9 protein-coding genes are annotated in these 14353 nt (G+C 56.4%); 3 read left to right on the top strand and 6 right to left on the bottom strand.

Going from position 1 to position 14353, the window contains the following annotated elements:
- Positions 1-738 precede the first annotated feature (738 nt).
- Positions 739-2433 (top strand): thiamine pyrophosphate-binding protein, encoded by a 1695-nt coding sequence (locus AB1S50_RS07020; RefSeq protein WP_367149818.1) that lies wholly within the window; start codon positions 739-741, stop codon positions 2431-2433.
- Positions 2434-2602: 169 nt separating this feature from the next.
- On the opposite strand, the gene AB1S50_RS07015 is transcribed toward AB1S50_RS07020, so the two are convergent.
- Positions 2603-3052: a hypothetical protein gene (locus AB1S50_RS07015; RefSeq protein WP_367149816.1), complete on the bottom strand. Its 450-nt coding sequence runs from the start codon at positions 3050-3052 to the stop codon at positions 2603-2605.
- Positions 3053-3534: 482 nt separating this feature from the next.
- Between AB1S50_RS07015 and AB1S50_RS07010 the strand changes: the two genes are divergently transcribed.
- Positions 3535-4776 (top strand): hypothetical protein, encoded by a 1242-nt coding sequence (locus AB1S50_RS07010; protein WP_367149815.1) that lies wholly within the window; start codon positions 3535-3537, stop codon positions 4774-4776.
- Positions 4777-4831: 55 nt separating this feature from the next.
- Here the strand turns inward: AB1S50_RS07010 and AB1S50_RS07005 are convergent, their stop codons facing one another.
- From AB1S50_RS07005 to AB1S50_RS06985, 5 genes are all read right to left on the bottom strand, one after another.
- On the bottom strand, positions 4832-5479 hold the full coding sequence (locus tag AB1S50_RS07005; RefSeq protein WP_367149814.1) for an HAD family hydrolase: 648 nt from the start codon (positions 5477-5479) through the stop codon (positions 4832-4834).
- 15 nt (positions 5480-5494) lie between these two features.
- The gene (locus AB1S50_RS07000; RefSeq protein WP_367149813.1) at positions 5495-5860 is read right to left on the bottom strand and encodes a hypothetical protein; all 366 of its coding nucleotides are present in this window, start codon (positions 5858-5860) and stop codon (positions 5495-5497) included.
- Positions 5861-5917: 57 nt separating this feature from the next.
- Positions 5918-6658: a 16S rRNA (uracil(1498)-N(3))-methyltransferase gene (locus AB1S50_RS06995; protein WP_367149811.1), complete on the bottom strand. Its 741-nt coding sequence runs from the start codon at positions 6656-6658 to the stop codon at positions 5918-5920.
- A gap of 217 nt (positions 6659-6875) precedes the next feature.
- Positions 6876-10010 carry an efflux RND transporter permease subunit gene (locus AB1S50_RS06990; RefSeq protein ID WP_367149810.1) on the bottom strand — a complete coding sequence of 1045 codons (3135 nt, stop codon included), beginning with the start codon at positions 10008-10010 and terminating at the stop codon, positions 6876-6878.
- A gap of 2 nt (positions 10011-10012) precedes the next feature.
- Positions 10013-11254 (bottom strand): efflux RND transporter periplasmic adaptor subunit, encoded by a 1242-nt coding sequence (locus tag AB1S50_RS06985; RefSeq protein ID WP_367149809.1) that lies wholly within the window; start codon positions 11252-11254, stop codon positions 10013-10015.
- A 243-nt stretch (positions 11255-11497) separates the two neighbouring features.
- Between AB1S50_RS06985 and AB1S50_RS06980 the strand changes: the two genes are divergently transcribed.
- Positions 11498-13846: a Tex family protein gene (locus AB1S50_RS06980; protein WP_367149808.1), complete on the top strand. Its 2349-nt coding sequence runs from the start codon at positions 11498-11500 to the stop codon at positions 13844-13846.
- Positions 13847-14353: the final 507 nt, after the last annotated feature.

Here is a 14353-nt window from a genome sequence, read left to right as displayed (position 1 = left end):
GTTTCGCCGCTTGAAAGGTTTCCGAAGAATATTTAGTCGATTTGATAAGTTGGATGTCGTTTTTAAGTTCTTCATCAACTTTTCATTGATCGCTGACCGGCTAATTAGTGTTAACAGGCCCTAGCAGGTTGTTGAAAAAGGCATTCTGCCTGTTTCAAAACACGAAAAGTGAAAAATGTGATTTTCACTTTTCTCCCAAGCTCAACGACTTAGGTGTCGTTTATTTTGCCGGAACATCCATATTCCGGTACCAGGCTGTCGAAATTCTGCGAATTTCAACAGCCTGCTAGGGCCAACTTCGTTAGTGTGAACAGGCCCTAGTCACCCGCAGCTTCAGGAGCCCAGTTCCACCCGCCAGCGGGCAATATCTGTGTAAACCGGTGCATGAATGAAGCAGGAATCAGGGCCGTCAAATTGTCGACGCAGGAAAATAGTTCTTTACCCAGAGAGCCTATACTCATGATCGGGCATTTTGCTGAAAAAGCCTCACTGGTTTTCGCTAATCCAAGTTTGTGGCACATGTCCGAAAATCCTGCAGGACAAAGCAAGCCGCTGCAAGCTGTGCCTCACAGCCCAAACCTTCTCTATTCGGGACTGTAGGTTGCTAACAAAACGAAGTGCGAGCCACTTGCCCTGGGGTGTCCCAAACCGCTGTACCTTGTATGGGTGGGCGGTAAGGGATCGAAAAACAGCATTTGAAAGCTTGATATGCAGTTTGGGTGTTTATGGAGTCAGGGTATGAGTTCCAACCTTCAGACAGTAACTATTTCAACCTATCTATGCTGTCGCCTTAAGGCGCTCGGTGTGGGGCATATATTTGGTATTCCGGGGGACTATGTCCTGCCTTTCTTTGATGAATTGATCGACGGCCCTCATGGTGTGGAACATATCCTGGTGTGCAATGAACTGAATGGCGCCTACGCCGCTGACGGATACGCAAAAGTCACCGGTTTTGGGGCCATGGCGGTTACCTTCGGGGTTGGCAGCTTCAGTACCATAAACGCCGTTGCAGGTGCTTTCGCCGACAGTACGCCACTGATTGTGATCGCGGGTGCGCCGACAGTGCAGGTGCTCACTACTCCAACAGAGCGAAAATTGCACCATGCGATGGACACGAATTTCGACGCATGCGTCGAGGCTTTTCGGCCGATTACAGTAGCGTCGCACCGTCTGATGTCTGTAGCTACAGCTCCACGGGAAATCGATGAAATTTTAAGGATTGCCTATCAGAAGAAGAAACCGGTTTACCTTGAAATTCCCTATGATTTGCAAACCGAGCAGGTGCCGTTGTCGGGCGAACCTGTTGACTTGATACTCAACCAATCGTCAGATAAAAACTTACGTGCGGCTGTTGAGGCGACCAGGGAGATACTTCAAAAAGCGAAAACCCGGGCGATTGTTGCCGGCCATTTGCTTCAGCGGGAAAGTCTGGTGTCCGAGGCCAAGGGCCTGGTGAAATCCTTAAACGCTGCGGTTGCCACCACCTTTGTAGGAAAAATTGCAGACCTTGAAGGGGACTCCAATGCTGCCGGTCTGTATATGGGGGGGATGAGTAATGAGGTTACCCGAAAAGCAGTAGAAGGCGCGGATGCCACCATAGCGTTGGGAATGACTCTCAATGAATTTGATACGGGTATTTTTACTGCTCGTCTGGAAGGTGAGAGTTGCATCTGGGCTGACTTCGATAAGGTGACAATAGGTAGTCGCGTATTTGATAAGGTCTATTTGCGGCAATTTGTTCCGGATCTCTTGAGCTGTTGTAAAAATATTTCCGAAGGAAACTTGAATATTGGCAAGGGGCGTAGATTTTATTTTGAACGTGCGGATAAATTTACCTCCACAGAAAAGCCACTGAGGATAGATCGGCTATTTGTTCAATTTGCTAATTTCTTTAAATCCGGAGATTTGGTATTTGGTGATACAGGTGGGTATATCAATGCGGCCCAGGCTGAATTCCCATCGGGCGTAGATATTTTTGGTTGTGGAAATTATGGATCGCTCGGCTCGGGATTTGGAATGTTCACTGGAGCCGTCTTTTCCCATCAGGCGGCCAAGCGCAGGCGATACATTATCACCGGGGACGGTGCTTTCCATATGACCGCCCAGGAAGTTTCCACATTGATTAAATATGGAATCGATTGCGTAATTTTTATACTAGATAATCAGGGGTATGGAGCAGAGCGGCAAATCTACCCCGGCAAGGAGCGTTCCTATAATAACACCCCAGTTTGGGCCTATGAGTCACTGGGGCAGGCGATGGGCGGCACTGAGGGCCGGAATACAACCGGGTACATAGCTGCCACCGAAAAGGAGATGGACGCAATTTTTGCACAGCTTACGGAGCCTGTAGGTGTCAATATCGTCAGAATCAAACTGGATCCCTGGGACAGCGCTTCCTATAATGTTAAATTTAGCCAGGCTTTGCGACACTGATATATACTAGCAGGTTGTTAAAAAGCCCTCCCTGGCTTTCCTCAACCCGGGTTTGCGGCGCATGTCCGCAAACCCTCCACGACAAATCAAGCAGTCTTATGCTTGATTTGCGGCCCGAACATCCCTGTTAGGGACAGCTGGCCGCTGAAAACACTTTTTCAACAGCCTGCTAGGTAAACCCAAGCGCCTTGGCATCCGGATTAAAATATTTTTTGCCTTCTTCAGAAGCTTCGGCAAGTTCAACAACATAACCGCCAGGCGTTTCAAATCTACCTTGAAATCCGATTGGTACAGGGGTTTTGTTTTGTAGGATTGTCATTCCATTCTTAGATGCGATATCCAGTGTCAACTCCATATCCCTGGTCCAATATAATACTTTGGTCCTCCCTAAATACTCTGGGAAACCTTCTAAGGAGTCTGTTACAACTGCTGATATATTTCCGTAGGGAGAGGTCAGCGCGATTACTTGTAAATTATTTAATTTGGGCATGTCGAAAGCATATTCAAGTGTAGCGTCAAAGTATTGTAAGTAATTTTTTACAAAACTCTTGCCTTCAGGAATTTTAACAAAAACTCGTATGTATTCTTTGCTGGAGAATGTATCTGAAAGTTCTGACATGTGTTTCTCTATTTGATAGGTAGATTTTATTGAGCCTAGATGCTTTGTTTGCAATCTACAAATAGAAAACGATGAATGAGGTGTTACATTTTTACCTAAACGCCCAACTTTGGGCAGGAAGCGAAGCCGACCGGGTGAACTTGAATCGTGTTGGCCCGGAAATCAATCGGGTTGCCTGGTAAATACGGCACAAGGAGGCGTTGTCGCCGGAAGGGAGGTGTTGCAGCCAATTGAAAAATTGGGAATTATTGAAAATTAGGCAAGTTTTTAAGAAGAGTGATTCAGCGCTAGGGGTCATTTGTCGGATTGCCGGGGTAATAGATCCGGAGCATCTGGGGGTTGTAGGGGTATTCCAGTCGTTGCCTTAAGGGATACAATAGCGTGGATACTGAGAAGTATGTGACGGTTATTATGCCTTTGTGAATACTGAGGGCTATTCGACAGCTACTACTGGCATTTGCTAAGAGACTGGCAGTGAAAATATGACAAACAATATTATTACCGATAATTTAGGCCGACCGGAGGTTCTTGAGAAAATTTATCGCGACTCTCCGGAAAAATTTGAATCCCTTTTGCAGGAGTCTATTACGCATAATGCCGAATCCGAAACGCTGAGGGTCTGGTATGCGAGATTGTCTTATTCTCCATCAATTTCTGTACAGAAGATCTCGATTACCCTGTTGGTGGCACTGTGCCTGGCTGCAGGTTTTTTGGCTAAACTGTCAACAATCTTTTCCTTTGATGACCAGTGGTATTACCCTCGATTTATCCCTTTGGTAGTGGTTGGCACCCTGATTTGTTATTTTCTTATTACGACAGTGTCCAGTGCGAAAACCCGCAATCTCCTGCTGGCGGTAATAATCGGCTGCGTCGTTTATATTCTGGTCCTTCCGCGCGTAGATGGTTCTGCTTCTATCACAATGGCTCTGATTCATTTGCCTTTGTTTTATTTGAGTCTCCTGGCTGTTAGTTTTATGAATGATGGCTGGAATAGGGTGGAGGAAAGGTTAAACTTTATTCGCTATATTGGTGAAATGTTCATATATTCCGTCCTGGTTTTATTGGGTGGAGTGGTTTTGACGGCGATAACGCTAGGCTTGTTCAGCTTGATAGATATTTCTATTGAGAGCTGGTATATGAACTATATTGTTGTATGGGGACTTGTATCTGCTCCTTTGGTGGCAACTTACTTATTCGATTCAATTCAAAGCCGTCAAAGTAAGTTTGCCCCAATACTATCCAATGTGTTTTCCCCTTTGTTCCTTATCACAGTTATAGCATATCTGGTGGCGGCAATTTACCAGGGCAAGAGCCCGTTTTCAGACCGTGACTTTCTTATTATTTTTAATGGACTTTTACTGATTATCCTGGCGTTGACAATTTTTTCTGTTGCGGGGAAAAAGACAGCGGCTAGTATTCAGGTTTCGGACTATATCAATGTCGCCTTGATAGGTGCCACCCTTCTGGTAAATATTATTGCTCTGGTTGCGATTCTGTTTCGTTGGATGGAATATGGAATAACAGTGAACCGTATAGTGGTTGCCGGTGCGAACATCCTTATATTCGTGCACCTGATGTTGTTGCTCACGCACTATGTCAACCATCTCCGGGGCACTGCAGGCATCAACAGGCTCGAGGCGGCGATTGCAGGCTATTTACCCGTATATACGGCCTGGTCACTCGTGGTGGCTGTGGTTCTTCCCCTGGTGTTCTGGTTTCAGTAACTTGCCTGAATGTTTGGTTGAGTGTCGTCGCAGGTGAAAAAGAACTGGTGAATGGTTAAAAAAAATCGACAGCCGCAGCCAGATCTCCGATTGTCCGGGCACCGGCCTCCCGGAGCTGCGCCGCGCGCCGGGGCTGGTTGCTGTAGCCGATCACCGGCATACCCGCGGCGACCGCGGCCCTGACCCCGGCGATGGAATCCTCGATCACCAGGCAGTGGGGCGGTTCGACCCCCAGGGTACTGGCCACGTGTAAAAACAGGTCGGGCCAGGGTTTGCCCCGTTCCACATCGTCGGCGCTGAAAATCCGACCGTCAAAATATTCGAACAGCCCGGTTTTATTGAGGGTGAGGCGCATTTTTTCGTGGGAGCCGGACGAAGCCACGCAACTGGGCAGATTGATCTCCTGCAGGTGGCCGAGCAGTTGCTCGATTCCCGCAACCGGCTGTAATTCGCGTTGGAATGCCTCGCGAATACGGCGCTCCGTATTGCCGAAATAGTGATCCGGCAGGGGACCACCGTAGCGGGTCTCGATCTCCAGCAGGCAGTCCTGCGCCGGGCGGCCGCTGAATTCCTCGTCCAGTTCTTCGGCGGTGGTTTGCATGCCGAGTTTATTCATCTCCTCGGCGAGTATCCGGCAGACGATGGTTTCACTGTCCACCAGTACACCATCGCAATCAAAGATAACCAGCTGTGTGGCGAGCATATTCAATCCCGGCAGTCAGGTTGCGGACAGCAGCAACAGGGCCAACAGTACACCGATAGCGCCACTGAGCCGCAACACCGTTTCGCTGCTGGCGCTGATTCTCATGGACAGGGCTTTGGTGCGCTCGAAGCCTATGAACAGCATATAGGTGCCGGTCAGGACCATCAGAATCCCCAGCACATTAAACAGGATGTTCCAGGCATGTGTGTCGCCGATCAGCAGCAGTATCAGGCCGATGGTGACTCTGGCCCAGGCGGACACCGCATAGCCGGTCTGATTCAGGCGCTCAGTCATATCTCTCGCTATCCGGGGCCTGGCGATCACGGCGATGGACAGGACCAGGATCGCCAGTCCCAGGAACCAAAGAATCAGTTTTGTCATCGTTTTCTCCCCTGTGGTGTGGTGCCGTTGGGCGCATCGTCGGGTGTACGACAGTAATTAGAAGTCCCCCCATTGATACTGCAATACCGACAGCGCCGCTATGGGGGCGGTCTCGGTGCGCAGCACCCTGGGTCCCAGGCGCAGCGGCAAAAAAGACTGCGCCAGGGCGGCATCGATTTCGGCTGCGGACAGGCCGCCCTCGGGGCCGACCAGCAGTGTCACCGATGCCGGCGGCTCGCGCTCCTGTGCCAGCTGCTGTAGGCGGGACTGGGTGCGGTGGTGCAGAACCAGCTTCAATCCGCCTTCGGTGCCGGCTATGGGTAGATATTGGGTGAGCTTTAGGGGTTCTGCAATGGTGGGTACCCGGTTGCGGGCGCTCTGCTCGCAGGCACTGATGGCGATCTGTTGCCAGTGCGCCAGCTTTTTGGCCAGGCGCTCGCCGCTCAATTTTACTTCGCAGCGTTCAGTAAACAGAGGCTGCAGGTGCGCTATGCCCAGTTCGGTGGCCTTCTGCACCACCCAGTCGAAGCGCTCGCCGCGGGAAATACCGCTGGCGAGGGTCAGTGACAGCGGCGACTGCCGGTCCTCGTCGCAGTGATCCAGCAGCCGCACCAGCGCGCGCTTGCCGGCTTCCACTATCTCTGCGTTGTACTCGCCGCCGCGCCCGTCGAAAACCACCAGCGGATGGCCGGCGCCGAGCCGCAATACCCGCACCAGATGGCGGGAGGCGGATTCGTCCAGTTGGATTTCAATACCCGGTGTCAGCTGCTGGGGGGAGAAGATACGCGGGATACGCATGCAGGGCATTATCCTTGTTGCGGGCGGGAGACACAGGCGAAAACGCCGGCCTGGAGTTGGCGCTTGTTGTGCCGTAGCGTAGTTTAGCAGCCCGCCAACCCGAACCGGGAGCTTCGGAATACAAATAGTGCCTGTGCCTGGGGGACTTGTCGCCGGGGTTTCCGTAAGTCGCAAGCCCCGGCGGGGAAAATCCGCGCGGGGCTTTTGCAATCAACCGTCAGGCGTTCTCGTGGCCGACCGGCAGTTCCCCCAGACCGCGCCAGCTGCGCATTTTGCTGCGCAGTGTCTCTATCACCTTGTACAGGTTTGGTACCAGGATCAATGTCACCGCGGTGGCGAACAGGACACCAAACGCCAGACTCACCACCATGGGAATCAGGAACTGGGCCTGAATGGAGCGTTCGAACATGATGGGCACCAGACCCACAAAGGTGGTGATGGAGGTGAGGATAATGGGCCGGAAGCGGTCCCGCCCGGCCTGGATCACCGCGTCCATAACGGCCATACCCTGGCTGCGCAACTGGTTGATGCGGTCCATCAGTACCAGGTTGTCATTCACCACCACGCCGGCCGCGGCCAGGAAGCCCAGCATGGACATGATACTGATGTCGTACCCCAGCAGCAGGTGGCCCACCAGCGCGCCGAAGAAACCGAAGGGGACTGCGGTGAGTATCAGCAGCGGCTGCGAATAGGAACGGAATGCGATGGCCAGCAGGGCGTAGATGGTGAATAGCGACAGGACAAAGAAAGCGATGATAGCGCTGTTGAACTCCTCTTCCTCCTGCATCTCCCCGGCGGTTTGCAGGGTGAAACCGCGGTAGAGCTTTTCCCACCCCGGTACATTGTTCTCGCGCAACTGCTTGAGAATCTCGTGGGCCGAAGCCGTGCCGGGGGTGAGTTCCGCCCTGATGCGCACCGTGCGCTCGCGGTCGTGGCGGCGAATGGTGGTATAGCCGGGCACATAGACTGCATCGGCCACGGCGCTAAAGGGAATTTCGCCGTTGTTGGTGCGGATGCGTATCCGGTCTATCTGATCCTCGCTGGCGCGCTCTTGCTGCGGGTAGCGCACCATCACCCGCACGTCCTCGCGGCCGCGGGGTATGCGCTGCACTTCTTCGCCGTAGAACCCCTGGCGCACCTGTCTGGCCACATCGGCCAGGCCGATGCCCATATTGGTGGCGTTGGGTTTTAGCTGGATCTCGATGTCCCGGCGGGCGCTGACCAGATTGTCACGTACGTCGTAAACCCCGGCGAAGCCGTCCAGCGCCTCTTTTACCGCGTCCGCGGCGGCCCGCAACTCGTCCATGTTGCCCGACGCCGTACTCAGGTTCAAGGAAATCCCGGAGCCACTGTCGTTGATGGTGTGCTGGATGTTCATTTCATCCACACTGGCGGGCAGCTCGCCAATATATTCCCGCCATCGCAGCGCCAGCGTTTCGGAAGTGACATCCCGCTGCTCGCCATCGACCAATTGCAGCAGCACTGTGACATTGCCGCGCCACAAAAACGCCATGGTGTTTTGTATGAACGGCCGGCCGTCGTTCATCTCCAGCATTTCCGGGTCCTCGGCCAGTTTTTCCCCGGCGCGCTCAAACTGCTCCATGACCCGCTTGGCCTCGGCAAAGGATTCGCCCGGTGTCATGGTGGTGCGCAACTGCAACAGGTCGGACGCCACCCTGGGGGAAAAGCCGGAGCCGATGTAGCCGCCGGCAAAGACGGCGATAGAGAGAAACAGCGCCAATACAAAGATGGTCACTGTGGAGCGGCTGTTGCTCAGGGACTTTTGCAGCAGCGGCATATAGTATTTTTCGCCCGCTGTTTTCATGGCGCCGGCAAAACGGCCGCGCAGGTTCTGTAGCCATTGGCCAAAGCCTGAGCTGGCTTGTTTTTCCGGTTTCATACCCACCAGGTGGGCGGGCAGGATCAACAGCGATTCCACCAGGGAGAAAAGTAGGCACAGTAGTACCACCACCGGCAGGGACAGCATCATCTGCGAAGTCACGCCGGGCAGGAACAGCATGGGCACAAAGAAGACCATGGTGGATACAACGGCGAAAATCACCGGGGAGGAAACCTGTTTCACTCCCTGTTCCGCCGCAGCGAGGCCCGTCTCTCCCCGGTCGTGGGCGGCGTGGACCGCCTCGCCGACGATGATGGCATCGTCCACGACTATGCCGAGGATCAGCAGGAAAGCGAACAGGGACAGCATGTTCAGTGTTACGCCAGTCACCGGCAGTAGCCAGAAGGCGCCCATAAAGGCAGTGGCGATGCCCACCGTTACCCAGATGGCCAGGGCCGGGCGCAGAAACAGCATCAGCAGCAGGAATACCAGCAGCAGTCCGCCCAGGGCGTTGCTGGCCAACAGTTCCATGCGGCCTTCGTAGGATTTGGAGAAGTCGAACCAGACCTCGAACTCCATGCCCGGCGGCAACTGCTCGCGGGCCTCGGCCATGAAGTTTTTGATGTGCTCGGCGGTGGCCACCACGTCCAGGGGTTCCCCCTGCATGACCCGCAGGTTCATGGCGGGTTTGCCGTTGAAGCGGATCAGCGACCCCTCTTCCTCGAAGCCGTCCCGGATGCTGGCCACGTCGCCCAGAAGCAGGCGGGTACCGTCGGCGCGGCTCAGCAGGGGTATGCGCGCGAAGTCATCGGCGGTGTAGGCCTGGCCGCGGGTCTGTACCTGGATGTCGCCGCGGTCGGAGCGCACCATGCCGGCGGGCAGGTCCAGGGAGGAGCTGCGCACGGCGTTGGCGACATCGTCAAAACTCAGGTTGTAGCGGCGCAGGTCCAGCTCGGAAATTTCGATCGAGACCTCGTCGGCGCGATCGCCCCAGACGTCAACGCGGCGTACGCCCGGCAGCAGTATCAATTTGTCGCGCAAGTCCAGCGCCGTGTCCTTGAGCAGGTGGGGGGAGACTGGACCGCCGATGGCGATCATCATCATCTGCTGTTCCCACTCCTGCAGGGCGACCACCGGCCGCTCTATATCCGAGGGGAAGGTGTTGATGCTGTCCACCTGCACCTTGATGTCGTTCAGCAGGCGCAGCTCGTCGTAGCCATCCACCGACTGGATCTCGACGGTGCTCTGGCCGCGGCGGGACCAGGAATTCACTTCCTTGATGCCCTTCACCTCGGAAATCGCCTGCTCCACCCGCTGGGTGACCTGCTGTTCGACTTCCGCCGGGCCGGCGCCCGGGTAGCTGATGTTGACCCGCACTATGCCGGGATTGAGGGTTGGGAACACCTCGCGGCCTATGTGCATGATACCGAAGACCCCGCCCACCATGATCATGATCATAAGCAGGTTGGCGGCCTTGCTGTTGCGGACGAACCAACTGATGATGCCCTGCATAATTATCGCGCTCCCTCGGCACCGGCTCTGCTGTTGACCGCCTCTTCGGCGGCGGGCCCATCCGTCGCTACCCCCTCGCCCAGCGCCAGACCGGTGGATTCTTCATTCAATGGGTTGGCGGTGATCGCCATCCCCTCGCGGGAAAAGCCCAGGCTGGACACTATAACCCGCGAGCCCGGCTCAACGTCTCCGCGCAGCCACACCTCTTCCCCCACAGCCTGCAACAGCTCGACCGGTGTGAAGCGCAGTTTGTTTTCGGCATTCAGCACCATCAGGCGGTCCCCCTCGTGCAGCGCCTGCCGCGGCAGGCGGATCACGTCGTCGAAGGTCTTGCCGGCGATATCCGCCTCGACGAAGAGCCCGTTGACCAGCGGCGCTGAGCCCTCATAGGGGCGGTCGATCCGGGCCACTGCGTACACAAAACGGCTGTTGGGGTCGATGTTGGCCTCGGTACGCACCAGCCGGCCGCGCCACTGGCGCTCGCGCCCGGCGACCTGGGCGGTCAGCCGCACCGCCGGGCCATTGTCCATGGACTGCCCCAGGGGCAGGTCCAGCAGAGCCAGCTGGCGGTCGGTGAGGGGCAGCCGCACTTCGGCGATATCGGTGCTGTGGATTTTCGCCAGTCTGGTTCCCGGGGTCACATACTGGCCCAGGTCCACAAAGGTTTCCATCACCCGGCCGGCAAAGGGCGCGCGCACCTGGGTGCGCTCCAGATCCAGCCTGGCCTGGTCGCGATCGGCCCGGGCGGCCGAGACTGCGGCCTCGGCGGCGGACAGCTGTGGCTGGCGCAGAAACAGGGCGTTGGCCTCCTTACTGCCCAGGTTGCGCCATTCGCGCTTGGCCTGCTTGGCGCGTCCCTGCTCCTGTGCCAGGGTGGACTTGGCGTTGGCCAGCTGGGATTCCGCGCGGGTCAACTGGTGCTCATAGTCGGCGGCCTCGATTTGCAGCAGTTTCTCCCCTCCGGCAAAGAAACCGCCCGGTACAAAGGCGTCGCTGACGGTCTGGATGGTGCCGCCCACGCGGGCCACCACTTCGATTTCATGCCGCGCGCGCACTGACCCCTGGCTGGGCACTAGCAGTGTCTGGCGACCCGGGGTGACATAGACCACGTCGGCCACCGGTGGTACTACCTCTTTGGCAACTTTTTCCTTCGGTTTTGGGGCCAGGAGCAGCACTAGTCCTATAGAAACCAGCCCTATCGCCAAAGCAATTGCCAGAACCTTGTTTTTGTTAGAAATTTTCACACACACCCTCTACCCGGATACAGACCCGTACTGGTTAAAAAATAATCTAGTGGCACATTTTACCGGAGTTCCCTGGCAAGAGAAGCCCCGTCCGCCGCAGGCAGTTGCGGCTGGTCGCAAACCTTTCTCCGCGCCGGCGCCTCGCGCATAATGCCGCCCTTGAATTTGCCGTCGGTGCGCTCCCACGCGCCGGCATGTGATCGCGAAGACCCGCCACTGACTGAATGGATGTAGACCAGAAAAATGTTGGATATCAACACCAGAATCGCACAAGAACTCAATGTAGGCCCACAACAGGTGACCGCCGCCGTGGCGTTGCTGGATGAGGGCGCCACGGTGCCCTTTATCGCCCGCTACCGAAAGGAGGTCACCGGGGCGCTGGATGACAGCCAGCTGCGTACCCTGGAAGAACGCCTGCGCTATCTGCGTGAACTGGAGGATCGCCGTGCCACCATCCTCAACAGTATCGACGAGCAGGGTAAGCTTACGCCGGAACTGTCTGCCCGGATTGGCGCCGCCGACACAAAAAACCGCCTCGAGGACCTCTACCTGCCCTACAAGCCCAAGCGTCGCACCAAGGGCCAGATCGCCATCAGCGCGGGCCTGGAACCCCTGGCGGACGCGCTGTTTGGCAATCCCAACCTGGACCCGAACGAGGAAGCGCAGCAGTACCTGAACCCCGAACACGAGGACGCCTCCCTACAAGTAAAGGACATCAAGGCGGCTCTTGATGGTGCCAAATTTGTCCTCATGGAGCGCTTTGCCGAAGACGCCGAGTTACTGGGCCGGCTGCGGGAGTTTCTCAAGCGCGACGGCCAGGTCCAGGCCAGGTTGCTGGAGGGCAAGGAAGAGGAGGGCGCCAAGTTCCGGGATTACTTCGAATACGCCGAAGACTGGTCCAGGGTACCCTCCCACCGCGCCCTGGCGATTTTCCGCGGCCGCAACGAGGGCATACTGGCCATCAGCGTGGGGCTGCCGGAAGAAGCGGGGGGCACTGCCGGCCACCCCTGCGAAACCATGATCGCCAGGCACTTCGATATCAGCGACGAGGGGCGACCAGCGGACAAGTGGCTGGGGGAAGTGGTGCGCTGGACCTGGCGCATCAAGCTGCTCACCACACTGGAAACCGATTTGCTGGGTGAACTGCGGGAAAAGGCGGAGGAGGAGGCCATTCAGGTATTCTCCCGCAATCTCAAAGACCTGCTGCTGGCGGCGCCGGCGGGACAAAAAGCCACCATAGGGCTGGACCCGGGGCTGCGCACCGGGGTCAAGGTGGCGGTGGTGGACGCCACCGGCAAAATCCTGGATCACACCGCCATCTTCCCCAACCCGCCGCAGAACCGCCAGCAGGAATCCGCTGCGGTGATCGCCGCCCTGTGCAAGAAATACGATGTGGGCCTGATCGCCATCGGCAACGGCACCGCCAGCCGCGAGACGGATAAATTTGTCGGCGAGACCATCAAGCAGTACCAGCTCGGTGCACAGAAGGTGGTGGTGAATGAGGCCGGCGCCTCCGTCTACTCCGCCTCCGAATTTGCCGCGCGGGAATTTCCGGACCTGGACGTGACTATTCGCGGGGCTATCTCCATTGCCCGTCGCCTGCAGGATCCGCTGGCGGAACTGGTGAAAATTGAGCCCAAGTCCATCGGTGTGGGCCAGTATCAGCACGACGTCTCCCAGACCCGGCTGGCGCGCTCCCTCGATGCCGTGGTGGAGGACTGCGTGAACGGTGTCGGCGCCGAGCTAAACTCCGCCTCCGCACCCCTGCTGGCCAAGGTATCCGGGCTGACGGCCTCCATCGCCGGCAATATCGTCAGCTACCGGGACCAGAACGGCGCCTTTAAAAACCGCAAACAGTTAATGGCAGTGCCGCGCCTGGGACCAAAGGCGTTCGAGCAGGCCGCGGGTTTTCTGCGCATCAATAATGGCGACGACCCCCTGGACAAATCCGGCGTACACCCGGAATCCTATATTGTGGTGAAACGCATCGCCGAGAAAAACCGCCGCGAGATCAACAGCCTGATCGGCGATTCCGGTTTCCTGCGCCGGCTCAACCCGGCGGACTATACCGACGAGAAATTCGGTGTGCCCACGGTCACCGACATCATCGCCGAATTGGAAAAACCCGGCCGCGACCCGCGCCCGGAATTTCGCACAGCGCGCTTTGAAGAGGGCGTGGAGGACATCAAGGACCTGCGCCCCTCCATGGTGCTTGAAGGTACCGTCACCAATGTCACCAACTTCGGCGCTTTTGTGGATATCGGTGTACACCAGGACGGCCTGGTACACATTTCCGCGCTCTCCGAAAAATTCGTCAAGGATCCCCATGAGGTGGTCAAGGCCGGCGATATCGTCAAAGTGAAAGTGATGGAAGTGGATGTGGCGCGCAAGCGCATCGGCCTTTCCATGCGCCTGTCCGACGAGCCCGGCGAACAGGGCAGTGGTGCTATCAGGAAAGGTGACCAGCGTGAGAACCGCCAGGCGCAGCGGTATAACAAGCAGAGTAACCGCCAGCAAAAAGGTAACCAGACTGGTGGTCGCGGCAGCATGGGGGATCTGCTGGCGGCGGCAATGAAGAAAGGCAAGAAATAATCCCGTAAGGGTTATCCGTCCGTTTGAGACGGGCGTTCAATGTACGCGGGGATTTTTGTGCCTGAAGTTGCGGTGGCTTTTTAACTCCGTTAGCCCCGCACTCCGGCGGATAAGGGATTAGAAAAGCCAGGGAGGGCTTTTTCAGTAACCGATTAGGTGCCGGCCTTCCACCGGCTCGGGGCTATAGCCCTTGGCACTGTTTCTCCGCGAGCCAGGCAGAGTGTCACGCGGTCGTGTCGTGCCTTCGGATACCGCCCGCGTGGTTACTCTGCCCCGCACTGCGGGTGGCCGCACTGTTCAATGCCGGTCTCTCCCGGCTGTCACACGCTTGAGCTGGTGTCGCCCCATCCCGTCCACTCGAAAAAATTCGTTTAAGAATAAAGCCATAAACGAAAAATAAAACCCGTTAGCGGCGATAACGCCGCCTTAATCTGTAGTGGCAATCCTTTGCACGCAAATCTGGCGCCGCTGGCTTTACGTTGCCTCAGAAAGGTAGGACTTGCCTTT

The organism is Microbulbifer discodermiae, from assembly GCF_040742695.1.
Taxonomy (GTDB): Bacteria; Pseudomonadota; Gammaproteobacteria; order Pseudomonadales; family Cellvibrionaceae; genus Microbulbifer.
Note: the sequence above shows the minus strand (reverse complement) of the source record. Positions and strands in the feature narration are given on the sequence as shown.